Consider the following 25,912-nt stretch of genomic DNA (forward strand, 5'->3'; position numbering starts at 1 on the left):
GGTCCCACGACGCATCGCGCGCTGCAGGCTCGGCAACCTTCTGATCCGTAGCCTGGACTGCTATGCGCCGGGAGCCCGGTACTGGACTTGCCCGGCTGTGCGTAGGGCCTCGATTGTTTCATCGACGCTCAGGAGCACAGTCGTCTCAAAGGAGCTGAGCGCGCCGCCTCCGCTGATCGCCAGCCCGACCGCGGCCATGGACACGTTGTCCGGGGCTTCCCAGAGGTTGTAGCCGTCGTGCGTGCCGAAGGCGTACCAAAAGCCGTGGAGCTTCCCGCCGACGGACTCGATGTACGACTGAGCGGCTTTTGCGCGGTCCTCCGGATGGCCGATCAGTCTGGCCCAGGTCTCCGGGGTGTAGCTGAACCTCGATAGGTAGAGCGGCATCATGCTTCCCTTCGTTCCATCTAGGGATGCCCCCACGAGGCGGGGAAGGCGCCGGCGGCGGCCAGGTATCCCCCGAACGGCCGGGGACGCTGTCTGACACAGCAACAGTGCAGCCGGTCAAAACGAGCGATGGGCGACCGACTTGCGAAGACCAGTTGCGGGAAGCTGAGCAGGTGCCCGGGACCGGGCCTTGTGAGGGCCCTGCTGATGAGCGCGTGGACACGCTTCGCTCGGCGTCCAGGTCCGTGACCGCGCGGGCCGGTCTGTGCGTCGTGGCGGCTGCGGTCTCCTCGCCGGGCACCCGGGCGTGCTGGACATGAGCGGCCCTCACCGCGGCCGCCGCGGCCTTGCGCAGGCTGCGGCTGGCGTGCCGGCCGGCCAGACGGGCCTTCCTGATCCGCCGCAGGGCAGCGGGGTCTCGTTGCCGGTCAGCAGGACCTGGCTGCTCTGACCGCCCGTTGATCCAATCCGTAGCGGGTAGACGGGTCGGCATGATTGAAGTCGTACAGGCTGGACTGTGGGGTCTGGTGGCGGGCTCGGCGCTGTTGCTCGGTGCTGCGCTGGGGTACGGGCTGCGGGTGCCGCCGAAGGTCATCGCGACCGTGATGGCCTTCGGTGCCGGGGTACTGATCTCAGCAGTCTCCTTCGAACTGATCGGGGAGGCATACGAGCAGGCGGGGCTCGCTCCCGCGGCCCTGGGCACCCTCGTTGGAGCACTGGCCTACACCGCGGGCAACGTGTGGCTGGCCCGCCGGGGAGCCCGGCACCGCAAGCGCTCCGGTCACCAGCGGGTGCAGGCGCAGCCGTCCGAGGCCGAGCAGGGTGGGTCCGGGATGGCGCTTGCGCTGGGTGCGCTGCTGGACGGGGTGCCGGAGTCCGCGGTCATCGGGGTGAGTCTGCTGGATGGCGGTGCGGTCAGTCTGGTGACTGTGGCGGCGGTGTTCATCAGCAACGTGCCCGAGGGACTGTCCAGTTCGGCGGGGATGAAAAAGGCCAGCCGCAGTCGGGGCTATGTCTTCGGGGTCTGGGCGGCGATCGCCGCCGCCGGCACGGCATCGGCGGTCCTCGGTTACACGGTGGTCGGTTCCTTCTCCCCCGCCGTGATCGCGGCGGTGACCGCGGTGGCCGCCGGGGCGATCCTCGCCATGATCTCCGACACGATGATCCCCGAGGCGTTCGAGGAGGCCCACCTGGCCATCGGACTCCCTGGCCCGCAAGACGGTGCACGTTCTGACGCGCGGCGGGCCGCGAAAGGGGCGCCCGCCTCGGTCAACCAGACGGTGTCGTCGCCAAGGGCGCACATCATGCAGCCGAGCAAGGGACGACATCCGCAAGCGTCGACGATTCCACACGCGTATCAGCGCAGGCGAGGACGCCGGGTCCAGGGGTGTCGACCCGAGGTGAGGCCAGAATGCGAGATGCCGTCTCTCGTATCGTAAGGTAGTTTCGCGCGACGCCGAGGGTCGCCTCCGCGTTGGCCTTTCAGTCAGGTGGGCTGCCCAGCAGTGCCCACGTCCGGATCGCACCTGAAGTGAGCTCTCCTGATGCGCCGTATCGCCATGTCCGTGGCCGCCACCACGATCTCCGTCTCGCTCGCCGGCTGCGGCGCGCTCAACGCGACGGGGAGCAACATCGACGCGAGCCCGACCAAGGGCAACGACATCACCGTGGGACTGTTGCTGCCTGAAAGGTCGAACCCCCAGTACGAGCAATTCCACTTCCCCATCATCAAGGCGAAGGTCGAGTCCCTCACCCACGGCCAAGGCCGGGTCGAGTACGCCAACGCCGAGGCAGACGCGGGCAAGCAAGCCCGACAGCTGCAGAAGATGATCGACGAGCGGGTCGATGTGATCCTGCTGGACCCCGTCGACGCGCACACCATCGCCGGCGGGGTGAGGAAGGCCAAGGAGGCCGGCATCCCGGTCATCGCCTACGACCGGCTGGCCGAGGGCCCGATCGACGCGTACATCACCTTCGACAACGAACTCGTCGGCGAGGTGCAGGGCCGCTCCCTGCTGGAGGCCCTCGGCGAGCACGCCGGCCTCTCGGACAAGATCGTCATGATGAACGGCTCGGCCACCGACCCGAACGCCATGCAGTTCAAAGCGGGTGCGTTGGCCGTGCTCGAGGGCAGGGTGACGATCGCCAAGTCGTTCGACACGAAGGACTGGAAGCCGCAGAACGCCGAGAAGAACATGACCGAGGCGATCAGCGAGATCGGCAAGAGAAACATCAAGGCCGTCTACGCCGCCAACGACGGTCTGGCGGCCAGCATCGTCAAGGCGCTGGAGGCCGCAGGCGTGACCGACCTGCCGCCGATCACCGGGCAGGACGCGGAACTTTCGGCGGTGCGGCGGATCGTCACCGGCGAGCAGTACATGAGTGTGTACAAGCCGTACCCGGAGGAGGCCGAGAACGGCGCGGAGATGGCCGTGACAAAGGCCCAGGGCAAGGACCTCCTTTTCGACGCCCTCACGGGCGACAGAGTCGACAGCCCCACCCTCAAGGGCATACCCACCCAGCTCGTGCCCGTCCTCGCCCTGACGAAGGACAACATCAAGGACACGGTCATCAGGGACGGCATGTACAAACTGTCCGACATCTGCACGCCCGAACTGGCGGCCGACTGCGCGGCGGCCGGCCTGAAGAAGTAGGAGCAGTAGGTCACGACCGGCCCCAAAATCTCCTCCTTCGCTTCGCGCAACTCGCCAGACCGGTGACGGTGGCCCGGCGTGCCGCGCGAGTTGTGCGACGAGAGCCCACTCCGCCGGGCGGCCCCGAGGCGACGACCGGTTCGCCACGCCCGGCCTTGACGGCGTGGACCGCCGCGTACGCCGTCGTATCGGCTTTTCACGGCCGAGATCGGGCGGCGAACCAGGCGCTCGTCGAGCACATCGCAAACCTCGCGCAGGCCAAGGACGCCACGCCGGGACAGGTCGCGCTCGCCTGGCTGCTCGCGCAGCATCCCTCAATCGTCCCGATTCCCGGAACTCGTCGCACCGCGCGCATCGAGGAGAACATCGGCGCCACGCAACTGCCGCTTTCCGCAGACGAGTTGTCGGACCTCAACGACCTCGCCGGTCGGGTCGGGGTGCGGGGAGACCGCTACAACGAGCACCACATGTCGCTCGTGGACAGGTAGGCCACGGCGGCGGCCTTGGCCGCGGTGCACAGGGTGCGGCGCAGCCGGCATGGGCGGTCCGGCGCTGAAGGCGAGCAGCGAGGCGATGCCGACGATGGTGCCGTCGGCGGCGAGCATGCCGGGCAGCGCGGCGCGGACGAGCTGGACGTGCGCCTCGCTCAGGACGTGGACGTCCTCAGCGCTGCCTTGGCGGGTGGCGAGGTCGGCTGGAAGGGCCTTGACGGCAGCGGCGACCTTACGGAGCTCCTCCGCCAGGTCCTGCAGGCGGTCGGCACGGCTGGCCACCAGGACGACGTCCGAGTCGTCTGCGAGGAGGCGGGCGTAAGCGGCGCCGATGCCGGTGTGGCCGGTCACCGGCGCGCGCATCGCTCCAGTTGGCCGGCCGCACTGTCGGAGGAGCCCGGCTGGCAGTCCTGCGGTCCGGTCAGGACGTCAGGACCTTCTGCTTGGCGTTCTGGAACTCCGCCTCGGTGAGCTCACCCTTGCTCTTGAGCTCGGAGAGCTTGGTCAGCTCGTCCGCATGGCCGCCCGTGCCCCCGCTCGCGGCGGTGTCCCGGATGTACGCGTCGAGCGACTCCTGCCGCGCCCTGGCGGCCCGCTGTTGACGCTCACCCATGTCACGACCCCGGGCGATCAGGTACACGAAGATGCCGAGGAACGGCAGGATGATCACGAAGAAGGTCCACGCCGTCTTCCCCCAGCCGCTCAGCGAGTCGTCGAGGAAGATGTCGCCGATGATGCGGAACAGCAGAGTGATCCACAGGATCCACAGAAAGACCCACATCATCGTCCAGAACGCGCCCAGGAGCGGATAGTCGTATGCCAGATACAGGTTGTCGCTCATAGTCGTCCTCCTGCCTTTGTCGTGCCTCGCGGCACGGCAGTGTCATCTCCGGCCCCCGGTACCGTGGCCCGCCGAGCACCCTCGCGGGCTCGCTTTCCCGACGGGCCGGGCTGAGGCTCGTCGAAGTCGTTGATGTCGAACACCCGATGTCGCTCGGGCGAGGCGAGCAGCCGGAGGTTCACGGCAGCACGGGAGAAGCGGGCGGATGACTGCAGCATCCACCCGTGACGGATGGGTACGAGTACCGGCGGCCGGGCGGCCGACTGCGCCTGGATGCTGTCCACCGGGGGCGGTCGCTTCACCGAGGGCTGGTACTGCGCGTGGGCCGAGCGCGACGTATCCGCCCGGTTGGCCCGGCCCCATGCCGCCCGCGTCTCCGGAAGCCTCCCGCTGACCAGGTCAGCCATGACGCCACCTCCTGGGCGGAGCGGCCCTGGGAAGTACCTGGCCGACCCTGGCCAGGTCCCCGGCCCACTCCCACCGTTCCACATCCCGTACGGACCGGCATCTCCGCCATCGGCGTCGGGCGACGGAACCGGCCGAGGAGCCGTGCGCTTTCTGCGCGTCGGTGCCGGGACCGACCTGTACGACGACCGAGTGCGCCGTTTTTCGCGCCCGAGGTGCGCGACGCAGCCCACAGGAAGAGATTGGAAGTAGCCCGGCAGGCCGAACGCGAACGCGCGGTTGTGCGGGGCCGTACGACACAAGAGGAGCCGGCGATGAGCAGTCATGCGAGTGGGGCTCACTCGCGTGCCGCGTTGCGAAGTTCAACCAGGACCGGTACCGGCATCGGCAGCGGCTGGCTGGTCTTCGCGGGCGTTCTGATGATCTTCGGTGGCCTGATGGCCCTCTTCGCGGGCATCGCCGCCATCGCCGATGACGAGGTGCTCGTCGCCGCCCGCACCTACGTGTTCGAGTTCGATCCGACCGGATGGGGCCGGCTCCACCTGATCATGGGCGTGGTCATCACTCTCGCCGGCGCAGCCCTGCTCCAGGGCGCCACCTGGGCCAGGGTCGTCGGCGTGGCACTGGCCGGACTCGCCATGCTCGCGAACTTCCTTTGGATCCCCTACGCGCCGTTGTGGGCCACCGTCCTGATCGCGATCAACGGCTTCGTGATCTGGGCGCTGTGCGCCGCTCCCAGTCCGTCGGAGCGATGAAGCAGGGGATGGCCCCGGGTCGCGGCCCGAGACAACGGCCGTCTCCGGATCGGAGACACCCATGAAGGATCTCAAGTTCGAGCAGAAGCGCTCGCTGTCACGGCTCGAAGCGGCTGAGCAGCTCACGGCACTCGCAGCCGCGCTGCGAGAAGGCGGAGAGGCCGACCTTGAGCTCAGCCCGGGCACTTTGAGCCTGCGGATCCCCGACGACCTTCGCAGCGAGATGGAGGTCGAGATCGGTGATGGGGAGATCCAACTGGAGATCGAGTTCAAGTGGCCGACCGCAAAGGCCCGGACAGCGCCCTCACGGTCGGACGCGGGCACAAAGGAAGCGACCACGCGAAAGAGCGTGCCCGGCAAGCCAGGGCGCAGCAGTACAGCCACCAGCAGGAGCAAAAGCGCGAAGCGGTCCGCTGCGAAATCGCCCTGAGCCGTGGCGGGACCTCGGTCTGATCACCGCGTGGTGGAGGGCGGGGGATTCATGCTCCACCTGATCGCCCTGGTCAGGACATGGCCGGTGAGCGGTATGGCGACGTCCTCGAGCACGGGGACGCGCGGAAGCCACAGCAGTCTGCGGGCCCACTCCGGGAGGGAGGTCACCGCGTTGGCCGCGAGCAGGGCATAGGCGGGCCGGACGGCGAGCGGCAGCGGTGGGTGTACCAGCAGGAAGCGCGCGGTCGCCCGGCACTCGGGGGTGGCACGGAGTTCCGGACGGTACGCGGCCAGGCGTGCTTCGAGGTCCGCCCGCGTCCGTGGCGGGTCCGGCACCCCGAGGGCCGTCGCCACTTTCGCCGTGTCCGCCACGTAGGCGTCGTAGTCGGTGGGTTCGAGGGGCCGTGCCCCGAAGCGCTCGTGGGCGCGCAGGAAGCTGTCCGTTTCGGTGACGTGCACCCACTCGAGCAAGTGGGGATCGGAGGCCTGGTAGCGCTCGCCCTCCGCTGTCACCCCTGTGACCCGCTCATGGATCGCGCGGACCCGTTCGACGGCGCTGCCGGCGTCTTCGGCGGTTCCGAAGGTCGTCACGGCGAGGAACGTGCTGGTGCGCTGCAGACGCCCCCAGGGGTCGCCGCGGTACCCCGAATGAGCGGCCACGGCGGCCATGGCCAGCGGATGCAGGGACTGCAGTAGCAGCGCGCGCAGTCCGCCGATGAACATCGAGGCGTCGCCGTGCACGACGCGGATGGGCCGTTCCGGTCCGAACCACCGCGGCCCCGGGGTGTTGTGGATGCGAGCCCGGTTCGCAGGTCCGTCCGGCCCCGCGACGCGGCTGAAGAGTGCCTTGCCGAGCCTGTCCCGCACGCCGAAGACCGTGAGGACGTCCCTGTCCATGGTCCCATTCTGCGACGTCGTCGTCCGCGACGGAACAGATGGCGGCGTAGCCGAAGCCTCTCGCCACTACTATCTGACTGTCATGACCATTCCGACCGCGGCCGCGCTTACCTCGACCCGCGGTGGATGCTGTCCGCAGCCGCGGCCGCGCGTGGTTCCGGCCCCGAAACGGTGGGATGACCGCCTGCAGGACCACGGCCTGTTCGTACACCGGGCCGCAGTCCCGCACCCACCGACGGACGAGCCGCCCAGGCATGAACAGCGTGCCCGCGCGGGACAGCGGGGGCTGTGATGCCGCGGAGGTCCGGACGTCCACCAAATGCCGGAGTGCCTCGTGTGAGCGGGCGGACTATGTGGCAGCGATCCTGTATGCCCCTCATGGTCAGACGTGCAACGGGAAGCAGTGGCTCCGTGGTTGTACGACGCCCAGGTGCCGAGGGCACGCATGACCTCCTCGACCTGGACCGGCGCCTGCCATGGCTTCAGCAGGTCGACACCGGGTGCCTGCACCTCAAGGACGCCTGGTCCGACGGAACGCCCGTGCTGCGCCCGCGAACGGTGCTCGGCGCGCACTGCGCACACTGCGCCACGATCCGCCCCAGGCCGGTCGAGGGGTGGCGATGCCCGTGACCACTCGCGCGATCCCGGTGCGCCCCGGACCCTCTCCCCTGTCCGCGCTGCTCGCCGCCGCCCATGGCGGGCCCGCCCTCGCGGTGACCGCCGTCGCGGGCCTGCTCGCGCTCCGCGCCGACCTGCGCCCGCTCAACGCCTTCGCCGTCACCGCGGCGGTGTTCACCGGCCAGCTCACGATCGGCTGGGGCAACGACCTGCTGGACCTCCGTCGTGACCGCGCCGTCGGCCGCACCGACAAGCCGTTGGCCACCGGCGCCCTCGCGGTCAGCCAGGTGGTGACGGCCCTGGTCGTGGCGGCACTCGCCTGTCTCGCGCTGTCCGCGCTGGCCGGCTGGCGCAGCGCGCTGGTCAACGCCACCCTCGCCACCGGTGCGGGCCACGCCTACAACCTTGGGCTCAAGGCGACCGCGTGGTCCTGGGCACCGTACGCCTGCGCGTTCGGGACGCTGCCGTCGGTCGTCACCCTCGCCGACCCCACCCAGGGCTGGGCGCCACTGTGGATGACGGGCGCCGGAGCCACGCTCGGTGTCGGGGCGCACCTGCTCAACACGCTGCCCGACCTCGCCGACGACGAACTGACCGGCATCCGCGGGCTCCCGCACCGGATCGGCGAACGTCGCTCGCGCCTCCTTGCCGCCGTGTTGCTGCCGGCCGCCTCGCTGCTCGCCGTGCTCGGTCCCGCAGGAACGCCCCCGGCGTGGGCGTGGGCGGTCCTCGCACTGGTGACCGTGCTGGCACTGCTCACGCTGGTCGCCCGCGGTCGTACTCCCTTCCGCGCCGCGGTGGCCATCGCCCTCCTCGACGTCGTCCTGCTCGTGGCGGCGGGCTGATGTCGCCCTCACCCGAGCACGTCGACCTCCCGGTGGCAGTCGCCGCCGGCCCAGGGCTGGCCGCACGCCGATCCGGGCCGGCGCGTCGCCCTCCCGGACCGGGTGGACTTCGCCGCCCCGCCATGCCCCGCCGCGCCACCCGGGTCCTCGGGGCCGGGCTGCGCGCCTCGGCCCACCAGCGTGTCCTCGACGGCTTCGTCGGGCTCCGACTCGCCCGGGGGCGACTCACCCCGACCGTCGCGCCCACCACGCCCGACCAGCCGACCACAGGAGCCAGCATGACCATGCGCGTCCTCAGCGTTCGCGGCGCCCTGCCCGAGCACCGCCACCGGCAGGAGGACATCACCGCGTCCCTCACCACCATGCTGGTCGAGGACACCGCCAAGCGCGGCGTCGTGGAACGGTTCCACCGCAACGTGTGCGTCGAGACCCGGCATACCGTGCTCCCGCTGGACGAGTACGCCCGGCTCGAGAACTTCGGCCAGTCGAACGACGTCTTCATCCGGGCCGGCGTCGAGCTCGGCGCTCGCGCGGTCGTCGACACGCTGAAGAGCGTCGGCCTCACACCGGCCGACGTCGACTACATCGTGTCGTGCACGGTGACCGGTCTGGCCGTCCCCTCGCTGGAGGCCCGTGTCGCGGCGGAGATCGGTCTGCGGCCCGACGTCGTGCGCCTGCCCCTCGTCGGTCTCGGCTGTGTGGCGGGCGTGGCCGGTGTCGCCCGACTGCACGACCTGCTGCGCGGTCGCCCGGACGGGGTGGCGGTGCTGATGTCGGTCGAGCTGTGCTCGCTGACACTGCAGCGCGACGACACATCGGTCGCCAACCTCGTGGCCAGCGGGCTGTTCGGGGACGGCGCCGCGGCGGTGGTCGCGGTCGGGTCCGAGCACCCGCTCGCGCAGTCCGACGACCCGGCTCGTCCCGAGGTCCTCGCGTCGCGCAGCCGTCTCTACCCCGACTCGGAGCGCATGATGGGCTGGGACGTGGGCTCGGGCGGGCTGAAGATCGTGCTCGACCCCTCGGTCCCCGACCTGGTGCGCCGTCACATCGGCGACGACGTCCGCGGCTTCCTCGCCGACCACCACCTGACCGGCGACGACCTCGGCTGGTACGTCGCGCACCCCGGCGGCCCCAAGGTCCTCGAAGCACTGCAGGACGCCCTCGGGGTCGACCGGAACTCCCTGGGCGTGACCTGGGACTCGCTGCGCCGGATCGGCAACCTGTCCTCCTCCTCGGTGCTGCACGTCCTGGCGGACACGCTCGCCGACCGCCCGCCCTCGCCCGGTTCCTACGGGCTCATGGTCGCCATGGGCCCGGGCTTCTGTTCCGAGTTCGTGCTCCTGCGGGCTCCGGGTGGTGAGCAGTGAGCAGCGAGATCCTGTTCACCGTCCTGGTCCTGGCCGTCGGCCTGGAGCGGGTCGCCGAGCTGGTCGTGTCCCAGCGCAACGCCGCCCTCAGCCTCGCGCGGGGCGGCGTGGAGGCCGGGCGGGGGCACTACCCGTTCATGGTGGTGCTGCACACGGGTCTGCTCGTCGGCGCGCTCGTGGAGGTGTGGACGCGCCGGCCCGACACGCCGGCAATCCTCGCCTGGTCCATGCTCACCCTCGTCGCGGCCTCGCAGGCGCTGCGGTGGTGGTGCATCGCCACCCTGGGACGGCAGTGGAACACCCGGGTGATCGTCGTGCCGGGCGCCGCGCGCGTGACGGGCGGCCCTTACCGCTGGATCCCGCACCCCAACTACGTGGCCGTCGTCGTGGAAGGGCTCGCACTCCCCCTGGTGGACTCGGCCTGGGTCACGGCGGTCGCCTTCACGGTGCTGAACGGTTTCCTGCTCGCCACCCGCATCCGCACCGAGGACGCCGCCCTGGCACAACTGGCCTGAAGGAGACGCACATGGACCTGCTCGTCGTCGGCGGGGGGCCCGCGGGCCTGGCCACGGCCCTGCACGCGGCGCGGGCGGGACTCGAGGTCGCGGTGTGGGAACGACGCGCCGGAACCGTCGACAAGGCGTGCGGCGAGGGACTGATGCCGGGCGCGGTCACCGCCTTGGCGGCCCTCGGTGTGCGCCCGCCGGGGCACGAACTGCGCGGCATCCGCTACGTCGCCGGGCCGCGCCGGGTCGACGCCGACTTCGGAGCGGGTCCGGGCCGGGGGGTACGTCGCACGACGCTGCACGCGGCGCTGCGTGAGATGGTGCTGGCCGCGGGCGTACGGATCGAGCAGCGCACCGCACACCGTGTCGAGCAGGACGAGGACGGTGTGCTGGTCGACGGCACCCGCGCCGGCCACCTTGTCGCGGCCGACGGCCTGCACTCGCCGATCCGCCGGGCCCTGGGGCTCGAACGGCCACGCCCGGCCCGCCCGCGACACGGGCTGCGGCGCCACTACGAGCTCGCCCCCTGGAGCGACCATGTCGAGGTGCACTGGGCCCGACGCGCGGAGGCCTACGTGACCCCGGTGGCCGCCGGCCTCGTGGGTGTCGCGGTACTCACCACCGCCCGCGGATCGTACGACGACCACCTCGCCGCCTTCCCCGAGCTGCGGGAGCGGCTGGCCGGGGCCGGGCACGCCGGACCGGTGCGCGGGGCCGGCCCGCTCCGCCAGGACACCAGTGCGCGCACCGCCGGGCGAGTGCTGCTCGTCGGCGATGCCGCCGGCTACGTCGACGCGCTGACCGGTGAGGGCATCGCGCTGGCGCTCGCGCTGGCGCCGGCGGCCGTCCGTGCCGTCACCAGTGGTGACGTGCCGGGCTACGAGCGGGAGTGGCGGCAGCTGACCCGGCGCTATCGCTGGCTGACCCGCGCGCTGCTCGGTGCGACGCGGATGCCCCCGGCTCGCGCGGCGCTGGTGCCTCTGGCACAGCGGTTGCCGTGGCTGTTCTCCGCGACCGTCGACGCGCTGGCCCGCCCGGCCGGACAGCATCGGGCAAGCCTGCCGAGTGGATAGCGATCGGCTCGGGTCACCGGCTGAAGCGTTCTCTGACATGCCTGCTCGTCGACGAGCAGACTCGGTTCGGTCCACGAGACCGACATCGCCGGGCGGCACCCGAGCCGCGAGGACGGATTCCAACGCCCGTGCCGAGTGACTTTCTTCGGGCGGCGCCGGCAGGCGAGAGCGCAGGACAACGAGCGGTAAGCGTTGTGGAGTCGAAGACCCGGCCTTACGGTCCGCCGCCGTGTTTCCCGGGCCACCGAGCCCTTTGATGCGGATGCCGATCACCGTCCGGTCTGGCCTTTTCGCGCGGGCGTTCCGCCCCGGGCCGTGGTCAGGCCTCCATGGCGTGCAGGTCTGCGGGCCCCACCTGCACATCAGCGATCACGCGCACTCCGGGGACGGTCCTTCGGGCCAGCCGCCCCGTGAGCAGCGTGGTCAGGGCTTCGTGCAGGCTCTGCTCGTCGCCGGGAGAGTAGGCACGGTCGAGCTCGGCCGCTTTGCGGTCCTGGGTGAGGAAGCGGCGGGTGTTCCGGACGGCGTCCGTACCGCGGGCCCGGACAACCGCGACCGGGTCGACGACCGTACAGCGATAGGTCACCGTGACCGGGAAGTCCAACTCCGAGTCGCGCGCCGCCTGCGACCACCCGAAGAGCAGCTCCACGTCACGGCTCAGGTCGACGACGCTCACGGCCGTGGACCGCGCCGCCGGAAAGGCGTCGGACGCGCCGGCCGTGTACACGTCCCGGCCCTTCCGGTACACGAGGATCTCGTCCGGCTGGACGACCAGGGGCCGCCGGCGCGGCACGCTCCACGGGAGGGACGGCCACAGAGCGCGATGCCGGACGATCGGGTAACGGCGTGTCATGTAGCCGGTCATGGCCGAACTCCAAGGTCAGGGAGGGACCTTCCGGGTGGCGTCGGCGCAGTCAGTACTGCAGCGCCGTCGCCACGTCCCGGCCGATGCGCTCGACGGCGGTGAGGTCGAGGCCGTAATGGACGTAGCGGCCGTTGCGTTCCACGCGTACGAGGCCCAGGTCGCGCAGGGTGCGCAGGTGACGGGAGACCTGAGGGCGGGTCATCTGCAGCCGGTCCGCGAGGTCGGCGGTGGTCATGGCCTGCCGGGCGATCAGCCGGCACAGCCGTACCCGGCGCGGATCGGTGAGCGCGAGCATGCGGCTGCGGGCCAGGGTGACGCCCACCTCCGGCGTGTCGACCGGGAAGTGCACGACCGGCGGAAGACCCGGCTCGTCCTTCACCAGCAGGTGCGGTGCTCCGTACCTGGTGGGTATCAGCAGGACGGGTGTACGGACCGGGGTGATCACCGCGTGGTGCACCTTGTCGAAGACAACGCGTGCGGGTCCGGACAGCCGGGCGCTGGACGTGCTGAGGGAGAGAAGGGCCGCCGCGGGCCCCTCGTCCGCGAGCCGTTGCCGTAGGCGGTGTGCGGCGCGGGTGAGCGTGGGCTCGGTCTCCTGCCACAGAGATCCGAAGAAGACACGACGGCACAGCTCCAGGAAGCCGAGGACGTCCGCGCGCAGTGCCTCGGGGTCGCGCAACAGGTCCTCGGCGAGGGCGAGATGCGGCTCCGGCAGCCCGGAGGCGGCATGGCGCAGTGCGGCGGCCTGCGCCGGGTCCTGGCAGACACGGTCGAAGTCGAAGCCGCGGTAACCGCTGGCGCAGGTGTAGGCGGTGAGCTGGGCGAAGCGGTCGAGCCGGACCCGGTCCAGGGAGTCGTCGAGTCCCGGATAGAAGCCCCGCCACCGCAGCGCCGTCCACAGCGGTGCGAACCGTCGCAGGCCGGCCCGGAAGGCGGGCGGGGCCGAGCGGGTGACCTCTTCGGCCCACGGCGCGTGTTCGGTGTGATGCGCGTGCCCGGTCAGTACGTGCAGGCTCGCCGCGAGCTCCGCGAGCGGCGACACGGCGACGACGAAGCGGTCGGGGGCGGCCCCTTCCAGGATGATCACGACCGACATGAGCTGGAGTGTAGGTCCGCGGCCCGCTCACGTCAGCACCTCGGCTCCGGCCGCGAACTCCGCGCACGCCGCCTCCAACAGCGAAGGCACCGTGAGCAGTTCGGCGACGACCGCACCAAGTCCCGCCGCCGCTACCTGCGTACGGTCATGGGCGAAGGACGTCGCGGCCGCCGCGCACATCGCCTCCGAGTGACTCGGCGTCCCGGCGGGGGCGACCTGGAGGTACGGATGGATGACGGGCAGCAGCTTCGAGAGGTTGCCGATGTCGGAGGAGCCGGCCGGGCTGTCCCGGTCGCCGGGCTCGATGTCCACGCCGAGCACACGTACCACCTCCCCGAACCGCTCCGCGAGCACGGTGTTGTCGCGGCGCTCCGCATACAGCGGACCGGTCTCGGAAAGCTCCGCCTGCGTCTCGGTGGCGAGCGCCACGCCCACCGCGGCCGCGCGCACCCGTTCCACCAGGGCCCGCGCCAAGGCCGCCGTACGGTCCCGTACGTACAGATCCACGGCGGCGCGGGCCGGGACGACGTTCGGTGCCTGCCCGCCGTCCGAGACAATCCCGTGGATCCGGGCGCTCGGCGGCACGAACTGCCGCATCGTGTCGAGTGCGTTGAGGAACAGCTGGGCGGCGGCCAGCGCGCTGCGCCCCTCCCAGGGCGACTTCGCGGCGTGCGCGCTCACACCGGTGAAGGCGACCCGCAGATGCGCCGCCGCCAGCGCGTGCGCGGCGGTCAGCGAACGGTCACCCGGGTGGAACATCACCGCCGCGTCGACGCCGTCGAACACCCCGGCCTCGGCCAGCCGCACCTTGCCCGCGCCGCCCATCTCCTCTCCGGGCGTGCCGATCACGGCGACCGTGCCAGGATGCCGGGGCAAGGCGCGTACGACTCCGATCGCTGCCGCCACCCCGCCGGCCGCGATGAGATTGTGCCCGCAGCCGTGCCCGACCCCGGGCAGCGCGTCGTACTCCGCGAGGACGGCGACGTACGGCCCGGGCCTCCCGCCGGCGTGCACGGCCACGAAGGCGGTGTCGAGCCCGCCCACCGGAGTCGTCACCGAGAAGCCCGCCTCCGCGAGCCAGCCGGTCAGCACGTCCCGGGCGTGGAACTCGGCGAACTTCAGCTCCGGCCGCCCGTGGACGGACAGGCTCACCTCCTCCATCCGGGGCCGCAGCGCGGCGAGTTCGGCGACCAGGTTCTCCAGCAAGGGCGACGCGCCAGACGCGGCGGACGTGGCAGGCATGGCGGACATGAAGGCTCCCGTCGTACGAGACCGAGGCGACACGCGTTACGCGTCGCGTACGAACGAGACTGCGGCCCGGGCGGCCGGAACGGCGCCGGGTTACCGGTCCCCAGGTAACCCTCACCGGCGTTCCGGGGTACCCGGTGGGACGGAGACGACCACGAGGCGCGTCCCGGAGACGACGGGTCCGTCCTTGCTGGAACCGTGGTCGTGCCGAGTACTGCGGCGCACTCCTACCGGACGCGCGCCTACGGTTCGGAACGGGCCGCCTTCACCCCGCCGAAGGCCTGGCGCAGCAGGGCGGCCCCGAGCGGGGTCAGCGTGTGGAGGACCGCCGGGCCGATCTGCCGGCTGGTCGTCAGCCCGGCGTCCCGGAGCACCGAGGCGTGCCGGCTGGCGGCGGAGAGCGAGACCCCTACGGTGTGGGCGAGCTCTCCCGTGGTCAGGCCGTCCGCGACACTCCTCAGGACGCGCGCTCGCGTGGCCCCGAGAAGGGCTCCCAGGGACGCTCCTTCACCGTGCTGCGGATCCTCCGGCACCGTCGGATGGTTCAGCGGATACGAGAGAACGGGCGGCAGCTCGGCGTTCGCCAGCGCGACGGGAGTGCCCCACGAGAAGTACGTCGGCACGATCCTGAGGCCCCGCCCGCGCAGATGGAGGTCGCGATCCGTTCTGTAGTCCACTTCGAGGACCGGATCGCGCCAGCGCATCCGAGGCCCGAGGCTCGACAGCAGCCCCTGGGTCCCGCCGGTCAGCAGGGCACGGGCGAGAAGGCTCCGGTGCGCGATGATCCCGCTGTCCATGCGCTCCGCGAAGGGCGCGACCGCGACCGCGTGGAAGCGGCGTATCAGCTCGGTGAGTTCCCGCCGCTCGGCTTGGTGCCCCAGCAGCAGGGCCCAGGACGGCACACCGCACACGTGGTCGAGGAGCCGTATCTCGTCGAGTACGTCCTGCCGGGGCAGGCGCAGGATGCCGTCGAGGCCCGTCCGCAGGCCGCCCTCGGACTCCAGGGGCGTCAGGAAGTCGGGCAGGTAGGGCCCGAGCGGATACAGGGCGAACAGCACCTCCCTCACGGGCCGGGCCAGTCCGGCCGCGCTCAGGTCCGCGCGGACCGTGCGGTGCCAGGCGGCGAACTGCCAGCGGCCGACGCGTGACTGGAGGCGGTGCAGGGTGGCGAGCACTTCCCACATCGGGTCCGGCTCCGGGGCGACCCGGACACGAGCGAGATCGACCTCGGTGAAGTGAATACGGAGCACGCGATTCCTCCCGAGGATCTCCATATTTGCACTCAGCCGCAAGAGTGTGTCGTTCGTGACGAGTCCCTGCCAAGGTTCCGCCAGGCCAAGTAGCCACGGTGGCGCGAATCCGACGGTCCACCGTCGTCCCAAACAGGAGGAACCCCCATGACCTCGAAGAGATCCAGGCTTGCCGCCTGCACGATCGGCGCTCTGACCGCGGCCGCCGTCGCGCTGAGCGCCACCCCGGCGTCCGCGAGCGGTACCTACAGCGGTCTGGCCTACGTCTACGGCGGCGGGGTCTTCGCCGACGACTGGGACAACGAAGGCATCGTGGACACCGGTCACAACAAGCAGTCCAACGCGACCTGCCTGTGGCAGAAGATCCTGTGGGCCGACGGCGAACTCGCCGCCTCCGGCGTCGACGGTGACTTCGGGAGCACCACCGCGGCCGCGACCGCGAGGTGGCAGACCAAGTTCCAAGTGGGCAGCGACGGTTCGGCCGGACAGAACACCTGGACCGCGGCCGGCAACTGGCTGCGCAACGCCGACGGCACGACGAGCGGCAACACCGTGGCCTACTACATCGGCACCAGCCACCGCCTCACCCTCTCGCGTGACAGCGACGGCTACTACCACTTCCCCGACGGCGACGGCAGTGGGCGTATAGCGGGCTACAACTACCGGACCTGCAGCTAGACGATGCGGCGCGGGGCGTGAGGGACGTCCGGCACCGTCCGGAACCCCTCACACCCCGCCGACCGCGCAGGCTCCGAGACTCCGTCCCCCTCGGACGCCTGAACGCAAAGCCAGTTGCCCCTGTTGCCGCGCAGAAGGCCGCCCGTGACGCCACGGACCGCGACCAAGACGGCTGACTATCCGAGACCTGTACCCGGCGTGACAGTGCCGCCTGAGGTCGTCTCGGGTTTCGTGTGGAGAATTTCGCGGGCCTGCTCCGCGGCGCGGGCGATGCTCTCGGAGACGAAGTCGAGGAAGCGGGCGATGTTCTCCAGGCGGGCGGCGGCCGGGGTGTCCGGGCCGAGGACGCCAACGCCCTGGCGTGCGATCTCGACGAGTTGGGCCGTGGACCGGGCGCTGGCCATCATCGATTGGTACCAGATGTCGTCGTCGACGACGTAGCGCTCGCGGCGGCCTTCGTCGCGCTCCCGGCGGACGAGGCCCTGGCTCTCGAGGAACGCGATGGCTTTGGAGATGGACGCCGGGCTGACCTTCAGGCGCTGGACGAGTTCGGACGCGGTGAGGCTGCCGGTGTCGGTGAGGGTGAGACAGGCCATCACCCGGGACATCATCATGGGCATGCCCGAAGCCATGAGGACGGTGGTGAACACCTCCTCGTACTCGCGCACGGCCTCGGCGTCGCGTCCGTGGGCCTGCGGGGGCGCCTCCGCCCCCCGGGACACCGGCTGTCGGCGCCGGTGGGCGCGGCGTTCGGTGGCGCGGTGCGCCAGGTCGGCACGGTAGGCGGTGGGGCCGCCGTTGCGCATCACCTCTCGCGTGACCGTCGAGGTCGGACGCTCGAGACGTCTGGCGATCTCCGCGTAGGCGAGGCCGTCGGCCAGCCCCAGCGCGATCTCCTGGCGTTCGGCCTGGGTGAGCCTGCCTCCCGGCATCACGGTCTCCTTCATCGTGCACATTGGCGTGGCCAGCATAGCGTTCACGGGCACTCCATTGCAATGAACAATCACCTGACGTTGCATTAAATTCCCAATCATTGCAACGATTTCATGCCATCGACCTGCTCAGATGCCACTTCTACGCAACGACTCAGTTGTCAGTTTCATGAACGCAACGTAGCTTTTCCCTCATCGGAAAGCAGCGGGCCGAAGGAGCGCACGCTGCAGAAGAGGGAGAGCACAATGCAGAAGTTCGACACCCCCGCCCCTGTCTCCGCCGTCCTCGACGTCCCCGCGGGACGCATCCGGTTCATCGCCGCCGACCGGGCCGACACCACGGTCGAGGTCCTGCCCGCGGACGCCTCGAAGGACCGTGACGTGAAGGCGGCGGAGCAGACCAGGGTCGAGTACGGCGACGGAGTCCTGCGGATCGAGGCCGCACCGGCGAAGAACCGGATCCTCGGCCCCTCCGGATCCATCGAGGTGACCATCCAGCTGCCCGCGGGCTCCCGCGTCGAGGCCAAGGCGGCCAGCGCCGAGTTCCGCGGCGTCGGACGACTCGGCGACGTCACCTTCGAGGGCGCGCAGGGCTCGGTCAAACTCGACGAGACCGCGAGCGCCCGCCTCACCCTCCTCGCCGGTGACATCTCGGTCGGCCGCCTGGGCGGCCCCGGCGAGATCAGCACCCAAAAGGGCGACCTTCAGATCCACGAGGCCGTGCGCGGCACGGTCGTCCTGCGCACCGAGTCCGGCCAGGTATCCATCGGCGCCGCCCGTGGAGTCTCCGCCCGTCTGGACGCCGGCACCACCTACGGCCGGATCCACAACGCGCTGCTGAACATCGACGGCGCCGCCGCCCAGCTCGACATCCACGCGACCACCGCCCACGGCGACATCACCGCCCGCAGCCTCTGAAGGAGCACCCGCCATGAAGTCGCCACTCGCACAGAAGCCCGAGATGGCGACTTCGGCCGCCCCTGGCCCCATCGCCTCCTTCATACGGTTCGTGATCTTAGGAGGTGGCGTTGGGGTCCTCTGCAGCTTCGCGGTACCGCTGTTGGCCATGACCGCGCCCTGGGCGGTCGCGAACGCGCTCATCACCGTCGCGTCCACCTTGCTGTGCACCGAACTCCACGCGCGTTTCACCTTCGCCAAAGGGCGCAGCGCCGGATGGCGAGAGCACTGGCAGTCCGCGGGCTCGGCGACCGCCGCCTACCTCGCGACCAGCATCGCCGTGTACGTCCTGCACGCGGTGCAGCCCTCCCCCGGCATGCCGACCGAGCAGATCGTCTACCTCAGCGCCTCCGGCCTCGCCGGCGCAGGCCGCTTCGCCATCCTGCGCCTCTACGTCTTCCCCGGCCGCCGCGGCCGCACCTCACGACCGCTCACCCGGCAGGGGGCGACGGCCGTACCCGCCCCGACGGGAGTGCGCCAGCCGTCGTGCACGAGTCGGCAGAAAGGGTCATGGCCACAGCTGGCGGCGTGAGCGTCGCCCCAGGCTCGGACTTCGCCGTTCGCCGGCGCCTCGTTCACCGTGGAACGGTTCCACTCACCCAGTCCTCAATGAGCCGCACGGTCCGCTCGGGGTGTTCCTCGTGCAGGTAGTGTCCGACGCCGGGCCAGTGGTCCACGCGCGAACCGGGCACGTGCAGCGTGCTTCTCTCCCAGTCGGCGGCCTCGGCCGACGTCCAGACCGTCAGGGCCGGCTGCGTACGTCGGCGCAGGTACGCCTCGCTGCGCGGACGGACGCCGACCGCGTCCGGGTCGGTGTACATGCCCGCGTACGCCTGGGCGATGACTTGGTCGGAGGTGCCGAGCATGGTGCGGACGTGCGCGGTGCGCAGCCCCGACGGGGCGTGCGGGGAGAACGCGCCCGCCACGAAGGCCGCCGCCGCCCGAGCCCCCCGCTCGCGGTACTCGGCCAACCGGCGCGGAATCCCGTCCACTTCGGCTCCCCGCGCGCCGTGGGCGGGGTCGAGGGCGATGACCGAGCGGACCAGCTCCGGGTGCCGTACGGCGAGCAGGTTGACGACCTGCCCGCCCATGGAGTGACCGACGGCCACCACCGGGCCGCAGCCGAGGTTCTCGACCAGGGCGGCCAGGTCGTACGCCATGTTCACCGGCGTGTTGCCCTGCTCCGGCACCTCGGAGCGGCCGTGACCGCGCAGGTCGGGGACGACCACGCGGAACCGGTCCGCCAGGGTCTCGGCATGAACCGACCATTCCCGGCCGTCGCCGCCCCAGCCGTGCGCCAGCAGCAGGGCGGGAGCGTCGACAGGCCCCAGGCTCGTACAGAACAGACGGATGCGTCCGAGGTCGATCACGTGTGCCTCTCCTGGTAGGTGACGTCCGATCAGGACTCAGAGTGAGAACAGGAGGGTGGACAGGGAGTGAGCAGAAGCGTCAACTGAAGAAACCGTTTTCCGTGGAACGTAAGACCTCGGAGGACGCACCACAAGAGGAAGACCATCAATTGTCTCGCCAGGCATGCGCATGGGTTACGCGCTCTGTGCCCCTGAGCACTGTGATGGGGTTGGCCGGTCCGCGTCGGGCCCGGATCGCCACGCCCCCCGGTGACCCTCCAAAGGATCGTTGACCGACAACCTTCGAGACCCCTGGCGTGGAATACGGTTACTACACCGTTCGCTTGGTTGCACGAGCTCCGCCAGCCGAGCTCGTACACCCGCAAGCGATGTGCCGCTGAGACTCCGACCGGCCTGGGCGCGACGTGGCCGCCCACCTCGACGCGTGACGCCCTCCGACCGCGACGTGGCGGCCCGGCCGAGCCCCGCGGCACCGCCCAGGCCGAACTGCCCGGCCGAAGACCGGCCGCAGGACGACCGCCGACCTTCGACCTTCGACACAGCTTCCCCGGCCGACACGAAGGAGGGTGCCAACGAAACGCTTGCGTTTCGCTCACGCCCCTCCTAAGGTAGCCGTACGAAACGGTTTCGTTTCCAACATTCGTGACCTGATCTACGACTGGAGTACGTCCCCATGGCTCAGACAGCCCCAGCGCCGGACACAGCGCCGCCCGCCAGAAGCGGTCCCCAGACCGAAGAAAACGGACCCCGTCATCGATGGTGGATCCTCGCCGTCATCGGGCTCGCCCAGCTGATGGTCGTGCTTGACGCGACCATCGTGAACATCGCCCTTCCGTCCGCCCAGGCCGACCTCGGCTTCTCCGACGGCAACCGGACCTGGATCGTCACCGCCTACTCGCTCGCCTTCGGCAGCCTGCTGCTGCTCGGCGGCCGGATAGCCGACCTCTTCGGCCGCAAGCCCGCCTTCCTGATCGGCGTGAGCGGCTTCGCGGCCGCTTCGGCCGTGGCCGGTGCAGCGGTCAACTTCGAGATGCTCGTGGCGGGACGCGCCCTCCAGGGCCTGTTCGGCGCACTGCTCGCCCCCGCCGCGCTCTCCCTGCTGACCACCACCTTCACCAACCCCAAGGAACGGGCCAAGGCGTTCGGCGTCTACGGCGCCATCGCCGGCTCCGGCGCGGCCGTCGGCCTGCTGCTCGGCGGCGTCCTCACCGAGTACATGGACTGGCGCTGGACCCTCTACGTCAACCTCTTCATCGCGGCCTTCGCCCTCGTCGGCGGCTCGATGCTGCTCAAGCGCACATCCCGCGACCGGACCTCCAAGCTCGACATACCCGGCACCGTCCTGGTCAGCACCGGCCTCTTCAGCATCGTCTACGGGTTCTCCAACGCCGAGTCGCACGACTGGAGTTCGCCACTGTCCTGGGGCTTCCTCGCCGCCGGTGCCGCGCTGCTGACGGCCTTCACCTGGTGGCAGACCAAGGCCTCGCACCCCCTGCTGCCGCTGCGCGTACTCCTTGACCGCAACCGTGGCGCGTCCTTCATCGCCATGCTGATCTCCAGTGCCGGAATGTTCGGCGTGTTCCTCTTCCTCACCTACTACCTGCAGCTCAGCCTCGGCTTCTCCGCCGTCCAGACGGGCCTGGCCTTCCTCCCGATGGTCGGCGCCCTCATGGTGAGCGCCACCACGTCCACGAGTTTCCTGATCCCTCGTTTCGGCCCGAAGATCGTCGTCCCGCTCGGCATGGCCCTCGGCGCCGTCGGCCTGGTCTGGCTCACCGCTCTCGACATGGACAGCACGTACGCGGCCCACATCCTGCCGCCCCTGCTGATGGTCGGCCTCGGCATCGGTCTGATCATGGCTCCAGGCATGAGCCTCGCCACCAGTGGCGTGTCCGCCGAGGACGCCGGCGTCGCCTCGGCCTCCGTCAACACCATGCAGCAGATCGGCGGTTCCATCGGCACGGCGCTGCTCAACACCCTCGCCGCCAGCGCCGCCACCTCCTATCTGGTCGGCAACGACCCCACGAACAAGCTCAACCAGGCCCAGGCGGCCCTGGAGTCCTACTCCACCGCCTACTGGTGGTCGGCCGGCTTCTTCGCGGCCGGCGCGCTGATCACGGTGCTGCTCTACCGGCGCGGCGTCCCCGCGGTCGACGCCGACGCGGCTCCCATAGTCCACATGTAAGCGGCGTGTGGCGGCCCGCGCCCACCTGTGGGGACGGGGAGGGTACGGGCAACGGGCCCGGTGCTATCAAGCACCGGGCCCGTTACGTTGGCCCGGTGCCTTGGCCCGGTGCCTTGAAGCACCGGGCCTGAGACGTTGGCGGCCCGCTGTCAAGAGCCTGCGTTCCACTTCTTGACGTGTCCCTCGGCCCATGGGAGCGTCCGGTTAACCCCGCGTTTTGAAACGATTCAATACATGGAGATGTTCGTGCTCCGCAAACGCACGCTTTTGTCCCCGCTTCTCAGGGGCTTTGTCATGTTTGCCGTACTCGGAAGACTGTCGGTCCTGCCGGCGCCCCCGTCTCCCGTGGCATCGGTGTCCGACGCGCCGTTCACCGTGAAGGCTCTGACCACCAATGGCCGGGTGAACCCGCTGGGCATCGGCGGCGAAGTCCCGGTCTTCGGCTGGCAGTTGGAGTCGGACCGCCGGGCGACATCCCAGAAGGCCTACGAGATCCAGGTCGGGCGCACGCCAGGGTCTGCCGACGTGTGGTCGTCCGGGAAGGTGCGCTCCGACCGACAGGTCGACGTGAAGTACGGCGGCCCTGACCTCAAGTCAGCCACCCGCTATTCCTGGCGCGTTCGAGCGTGGGACGACAAGGGAGTCGCGAGTCCGTGGAGCGCGAACGCGTACTTCGAGACAGGCCTGCTGGAGCCCGGCGACTGGGACGGCGCCCAGTGGATCGCTCGTCCTGAGAGCGCGAGTGAGCTGGACAGGTGGACCGACTACACCGCCACGGTCGAGTTCAGGCTCGACAGCGCTGCCTTCGGCATGTTCCTGCGTGCCTCCGACGCGAGCAACGGGTACATGTGGCAGTTCAGCGTCACGGACTCAACCCCGATGCTGAACCTGCACAAGCAGGTCAACGGCAACTACACCGTGGTGCAGCGGGTGGATCTCGCGCCCTACGGCTTCACCAACGCAAGTCTCCTCGCCGACCGGCACACCGTCCGCTACGACGTGGCGGGCACCACCATCAGGACGACCCTCGACGGCAAGCTGGTCAACACGTTCACCGACTCCACGTTCACGAAGGGCTACGTCGGTTTCCGCACGCACGCTTGCTGCGGCGAACGGGGAACGGTCTACGACGTCGTCGTGACGAACACCGATGGCGACACACTGCTCAACACCGACTTCGCGTCCGGACGAAACCCGTTCACCGGCGGTGAGATCACCGGCTCCGCCCTCGTGGTGTCCGGCACCACGGACGCCCTGTACGCACCCGCGACCCGGCCGATGCCGTTGCTGCGCAAGGACTTCGCGACCAAGGCAGGCAAGAAGGTCGCCTCTGCGCGGGTCTACGCATCGGCACTCGGCGTCTACCAGTTGGAGATCAACGGAGAGCCGGTCGGCGACCAGGTGCTTGCCCCGGGCTGGACGAACTACCACAAGCGCATCCAGTCCCAGACCTACGACGTGACGAAACTGCTCGCAGGCGGCGACAACGTGATCGGCGCATCCCTCGCGGACGGCTGGTGGGCCGGCAAGGTCGGAATCGGCTGGACCCGTCAGTACGGGGACGCCCCCGCACTCGTGGCCAGGATGCGCATCACCTACACCGACGGGTCCGTCGACTGGATCGCCACGGACGGTTCCTGGAAGGCGGCGGACGGGCCCTACGTGAAGGCCGACCTGCAGGACGGCGAGACCTACGACGCCCGTCTGAAGCCGTCGGGCTGGAGCCGGCCGGGATTCGACGACACGACGTGGGAACCCGCCGCGAGCGTGGAGTCCCAAACCGCCCTCCTGGTCCCGCAGAGCGACGAGCCCGTGCGCCGGACCCAGGTCCTCGAGGCCCGGAAAATGACCGAGCCCACCACCGGGACCTACGTCTACGACCTCGGTCAGAACATGGTCGGCGTGCCCCGGCTGACACTGACCGGCTCCGCCGGCCAGACAGCCAAGATCCGCTACGCGGAGGTGCTCAACAAGAACGGCACCCTCTACACCGACAACTTCCGCAGCGCCAAGGTCACCGACCGCTATGTCTTCGCCGAGTCCGGAACGGTGACCTACGAACCCACCTTCACCCAGCACGGATTCCGCTACATCGAGATCACCGGAATGAACGAGCCTCCCGCGCTCTCCGCCGTCAACGGCGTCGTGTGGGGATCCGACCTCCCGTCCACCGGCACGCTGAAGACCTCGGACAGCATGCTCAACCAACTGGTGAGCAACGTCTCCTGGAGCCAGCGGGGCAACTTCCTCTCCATTCCCACCGACACCCCCGCCCGCGACGAGCGCCTGGGCTGGACGGGCGACATCAGCCTGTTCGCCCCGACGGCCAACTACCTCGTCGACACCCGCGCCTTCCTGTCCCACTGGATGGCGGACGTGCGCAACTCCCAGTACGCCAACGGTGACCTGCCGGCGGTCGTACCGACCCCGCAGGGGCAGTTCGGTGACAGCGGCGTCGGGTGGTCGGACGTGATGATCACCGTGCCGTACTCCGTGTGGCGCTCCTACGACGACACCCGCATCCTGCGGGAGAACTACCCCGCCATGCGGAAGTTCTTCCAGTTCGTGCGCGACAGCGCCGGACCGGACCTGCTCGAGCCCGGCCGCACCACCTTCTTCACCGACGACTGGCTGCACCTGGACGACCCGACCGAGCAGGGCATCCTGGGCACGGCTTACTACGCCGAGAACGCCCGCATGATGGCGGAGATGGCCAAGGCCCTCGGCGACGACACGGCGGCGTCCGACTACAGCAAGCTCTCCGCCGACATCCGCACCGCCTTCACCCAGGCCTACGTCGCGGCTGACGGCACCGTCAAGCGCAACTCTCAGACCGGATACGCGATGGCCCTCGGCATGGACCTCGTCTCCGATCCGGCACTGGTCGAGAAGGTCGGCGAGAAGTTCGTGGCCAAACTGGCGCTCACCGACTACCACCTGCGGACCGGCTTCATCGGCACACCGCTGCTGCTGCCCGCCCTGAGCAAGATCGGCCGGGACGACCTGGCCTACAAGATGCTGCTGCACAAGGACTACCCGTCCTGGGGCTACGAGGTCGTCAACGGTGCCACCACCGTGTGGGAGCGCTGGAACTCGATCATGCCTGACGGCAGTTTCGGCCCCGTCGACATGAACTCCTTCAACCACTACGCCTACGGCGCCGTGGGCGACTGGATGTTCCAGAACATCGGCGGCCTCTCCGCGATCGACCCCGGCTACAAGCGCTCCCGGATCGCGCCGACGCCCGGCGGAAACCTGACGGAGGGCTCGGGCAGCCTCAAGACCGTGTACGGGCTGCTGTCCTCACGGTGGAGCACCACCAACGGCGCTCTCGACCTGAAGGTGAAGGTCCCGGTCAACACCCTCGCGGAGGTCCACGTCCCGTCGACGACGCGTTGGGCGGTCACCGAGGGCGGCCGACCGGCTGACGCAGCCAAGGGTGTCCGATTCCTTCGGATGGAGAACGAGGCTGCCGTGTTCGAGGTCGGTTCGGGGTCGTACAGCTTCGGCGTCGACACTGTCCTCGGCGGCCTCGGCGAGGCCAAGGTGGCAGCAGGAGAACTGCGTGATCTGGTCGCGAGCCTGGACGCTCCGGGCGCGCCGACGGCAAGCGAGCGGGCGCGGCAGGTCCGGACCTCCGTCGAAGCCGCTTGGACCACTTACGCGGCGGGTGATGCGCGGAGGACCGACGAGCACGTGGACCGGGCCCTGGCACGTCTGCGGGACATCGACAGGTGGGCCGCTCCGCAGATTGACAAGGGAACGCTGACAGCGTCCCAGGGAGCGGCGGTGCAGGCGCTCATCGGCCGCGTCGAAAAGGGCCTGTGACACCGTCCGCCTTGCTCGTGAATGCTGAACCGTAGTCGCAGCCGCATCAGCGGCTACTGCCACTGACACAGCTCTCCTGCCGGTCTGGTCCCGGCCGGCGGGAGAGCGCGGTTTCAGGAGATTCCGGAGCGGCTCCGAAGTCAGGCTTGATCACGTCGTCAGAGCGTGCCGACGACATCGGCCCTCGTGTCCACGCCCTCCACCCAGTCGACCGGGTGCGAGTCGCCGCACA

The 25,912-nt window shown here is 70.0% G+C and carries 23 protein-coding genes and 1 pseudogene; 14 read left to right on the forward strand and 10 right to left on the reverse strand.

From position 1 onward, the window contains the following. Positions 1-60 precede the first annotated feature (60 nt). Positions 61-387, reverse strand: coding sequence for a GYD domain-containing protein (locus ACWBNA_RS04965; RefSeq protein ID WP_482702976.1), 327 nt, complete (start codon positions 385-387; stop codon positions 61-63). A gap of 491 nt (positions 388-878) precedes the next feature. Between ACWBNA_RS04965 and ACWBNA_RS04970 the strand changes: the two are divergent. The 3 genes and pseudogenes from ACWBNA_RS04970 to ACWBNA_RS04980 all read left to right on the forward strand — a co-directional run. After that, a pseudogene (locus ACWBNA_RS04970) lies at positions 879-1,592 on the forward strand (ZIP family metal transporter); the annotation flags it as partial. Positions 1,593-1,931: 339 nt separating this feature from the next. Then, positions 1,932-3,041, forward strand: coding sequence for a sugar ABC transporter substrate-binding protein (locus ACWBNA_RS04975; RefSeq protein ID WP_482702671.1), 1,110 nt, complete (start codon positions 1,932-1,934; stop codon positions 3,039-3,041). 92 nt (positions 3,042-3,133) lie between these two features. Next, complete coding sequence (locus tag ACWBNA_RS04980; protein ID WP_482702673.1) at positions 3,134-3,529, forward strand: aldo/keto reductase; 396 nt, start codon at positions 3,134-3,136, stop codon at positions 3,527-3,529. A gap of 424 nt (positions 3,530-3,953) precedes the next feature. On the opposite strand, the gene ACWBNA_RS04985 is transcribed toward ACWBNA_RS04980, so the two are convergent. Both ACWBNA_RS04985 and ACWBNA_RS04990 read right to left on the reverse strand, forming a co-directional pair. Then, on the reverse strand, positions 3,954-4,373 hold the full coding sequence (locus ACWBNA_RS04985; RefSeq protein WP_482702675.1) for an SHOCT domain-containing protein: 420 nt from the start codon (positions 4,371-4,373) through the stop codon (positions 3,954-3,956). Next, positions 4,370-5,104 (reverse strand): DUF2252 family protein, encoded by a 735-nt coding sequence (locus tag ACWBNA_RS04990; RefSeq protein ID WP_482702677.1) that lies wholly within the window; start codon positions 5,102-5,104, stop codon positions 4,370-4,372. Before ACWBNA_RS04990 ends, ACWBNA_RS04985 begins: the two co-directional genes overlap by 4 nt. Here ACWBNA_RS04990 and ACWBNA_RS04995 point away from each other — a divergent pair. After that, positions 5,093-5,533, forward strand: a complete 441-nt coding sequence (locus ACWBNA_RS04995) for a DUF7144 family membrane protein (RefSeq protein WP_482702679.1) — start codon at positions 5,093-5,095, stop codon at positions 5,531-5,533. The genes ACWBNA_RS04990 and ACWBNA_RS04995 overlap by 12 nt on opposite strands. Positions 5,534-5,594: 61 nt before the next feature. Further along, positions 5,595-5,963: an amphi-Trp domain-containing protein gene (locus tag ACWBNA_RS05000; RefSeq protein WP_482702681.1), complete on the forward strand. Its 369-nt coding sequence runs from the start codon at positions 5,595-5,597 to the stop codon at positions 5,961-5,963. Positions 5,964-5,986: 23 nt separating this feature from the next. Here the strand turns inward: ACWBNA_RS05000 and ACWBNA_RS05005 are convergent, their stop codons facing one another. Further along, positions 5,987-6,862, reverse strand: a complete 876-nt coding sequence (locus ACWBNA_RS05005) for an oxygenase MpaB family protein (protein ID WP_482702683.1) — start codon at positions 6,860-6,862, stop codon at positions 5,987-5,989. 620 nt (positions 6,863-7,482) lie between these two features. On the opposite strand from ACWBNA_RS05005, the gene ACWBNA_RS05010 reads away from it, so the two are divergent. The 4 genes from ACWBNA_RS05010 to ACWBNA_RS05025 all read left to right on the forward strand — a co-directional run bounded on the left by ACWBNA_RS05010 (position 7,483) and on the right by ACWBNA_RS05025 (position 11,271). Next, positions 7,483-8,325, forward strand: coding sequence for a UbiA family prenyltransferase (locus ACWBNA_RS05010; protein WP_482702685.1), 843 nt, complete (start codon positions 7,483-7,485; stop codon positions 8,323-8,325). 278 nt (positions 8,326-8,603) lie between these two features. After that, entirely contained in the window at positions 8,604-9,692 is a 1,089-nt protein-coding gene (locus ACWBNA_RS05015) for a type III polyketide synthase (protein ID WP_482702978.1), read from the forward strand. Beyond that, a complete protein-coding gene (locus tag ACWBNA_RS05020) occupies positions 9,689-10,207 on the forward strand; it encodes an isoprenylcysteine carboxyl methyltransferase family protein (RefSeq protein WP_482702687.1) in 519 nt (172 codons plus the stop codon). The genes ACWBNA_RS05015 and ACWBNA_RS05020 overlap by 4 nt, the downstream gene beginning before the upstream one ends. Positions 10,208-10,218: 11 nt before the next feature. Next, positions 10,219-11,271 (forward strand): NAD(P)/FAD-dependent oxidoreductase, encoded by a 1,053-nt coding sequence (locus ACWBNA_RS05025; RefSeq protein ID WP_482702689.1) that lies wholly within the window; start codon positions 10,219-10,221, stop codon positions 11,269-11,271. 319 nt (positions 11,272-11,590) lie between these two features. On the opposite strand, the gene ACWBNA_RS05030 is transcribed toward ACWBNA_RS05025, so the two are convergent. From ACWBNA_RS05030 to ACWBNA_RS05045, 4 genes are all read right to left on the reverse strand, one after another. Next, positions 11,591-12,136 (reverse strand): hypothetical protein, encoded by a 546-nt coding sequence (locus tag ACWBNA_RS05030; RefSeq protein ID WP_482702691.1) that lies wholly within the window; start codon positions 12,134-12,136, stop codon positions 11,591-11,593. Between the two features lie 49 nt (positions 12,137-12,185). After that, on the reverse strand, positions 12,186-13,232 hold the full coding sequence (locus tag ACWBNA_RS05035; protein WP_482702693.1) for an ArsR/SmtB family transcription factor: 1,047 nt from the start codon (positions 13,230-13,232) through the stop codon (positions 12,186-12,188). A gap of 27 nt (positions 13,233-13,259) precedes the next feature. Further along, a complete protein-coding gene (locus ACWBNA_RS05040) occupies positions 13,260-14,483 on the reverse strand; it encodes an amidohydrolase (protein WP_482702695.1) in 1,224 nt (407 codons plus the stop codon). Positions 14,484-14,722: 239 nt separating this feature from the next. After that, positions 14,723-15,730, reverse strand: a complete 1,008-nt coding sequence (locus ACWBNA_RS05045; RefSeq protein WP_482702697.1) for an ArsR/SmtB family transcription factor — start codon at positions 15,728-15,730, stop codon at positions 14,723-14,725. Positions 15,731-15,877: 147 nt separating this feature from the next. Here ACWBNA_RS05045 and ACWBNA_RS05050 point away from each other — a divergent pair, with 147 nt between their 5' ends. Further along, positions 15,878-16,408: a peptidoglycan-binding domain-containing protein gene (locus ACWBNA_RS05050; RefSeq protein WP_482702699.1), complete on the forward strand. Its 531-nt coding sequence runs from the start codon at positions 15,878-15,880 to the stop codon at positions 16,406-16,408. A 176-nt stretch (positions 16,409-16,584) separates the two neighbouring features. On the opposite strand, the gene ACWBNA_RS05055 is transcribed toward ACWBNA_RS05050, so the two are convergent. Further along, positions 16,585-17,340, reverse strand: a complete 756-nt coding sequence (locus ACWBNA_RS05055) for a GbsR/MarR family transcriptional regulator (protein WP_482702980.1) — start codon at positions 17,338-17,340, stop codon at positions 16,585-16,587. A gap of 246 nt (positions 17,341-17,586) precedes the next feature. On the opposite strand from ACWBNA_RS05055, the gene ACWBNA_RS05060 reads away from it, so the two are divergent. Both ACWBNA_RS05060 and ACWBNA_RS05065 read left to right on the forward strand, forming a co-directional pair. Further along, entirely contained in the window at positions 17,587-18,258 is a 672-nt protein-coding gene (locus tag ACWBNA_RS05060; RefSeq protein WP_482702701.1) for a DUF4097 family beta strand repeat-containing protein, read from the forward strand. Between the two features lie 13 nt (positions 18,259-18,271). Continuing rightward, positions 18,272-18,829, forward strand: coding sequence for a GtrA family protein (locus ACWBNA_RS05065; protein ID WP_482702703.1), 558 nt, complete (start codon positions 18,272-18,274; stop codon positions 18,827-18,829). 43 nt (positions 18,830-18,872) lie between these two features. On the opposite strand, the gene ACWBNA_RS05070 is transcribed toward ACWBNA_RS05065, so the two are convergent. Next, the gene (locus ACWBNA_RS05070) at positions 18,873-19,667 is read right to left on the reverse strand and encodes an alpha/beta fold hydrolase (protein ID WP_482702705.1); all 795 of its coding nucleotides are present in this window, start codon (positions 19,665-19,667) and stop codon (positions 18,873-18,875) included. A 673-nt stretch (positions 19,668-20,340) separates the two neighbouring features. Here ACWBNA_RS05070 and ACWBNA_RS05075 point away from each other — a divergent pair. After that, the gene (locus tag ACWBNA_RS05075; protein ID WP_482702707.1) at positions 20,341-21,852 is read left to right on the forward strand and encodes an MFS transporter; all 1,512 of its coding nucleotides are present in this window, start codon (positions 20,341-20,343) and stop codon (positions 21,850-21,852) included. 354 nt (positions 21,853-22,206) lie between these two features. Then, complete coding sequence (locus ACWBNA_RS05080) at positions 22,207-25,680, forward strand: family 78 glycoside hydrolase catalytic domain (RefSeq protein ID WP_482702709.1); 3,474 nt, start codon at positions 22,207-22,209, stop codon at positions 25,678-25,680. The last annotated feature ends 232 nt before the right edge of the window (positions 25,681-25,912 follow it).

The organism is Streptomyces sp. Q2, from assembly GCF_056820935.1.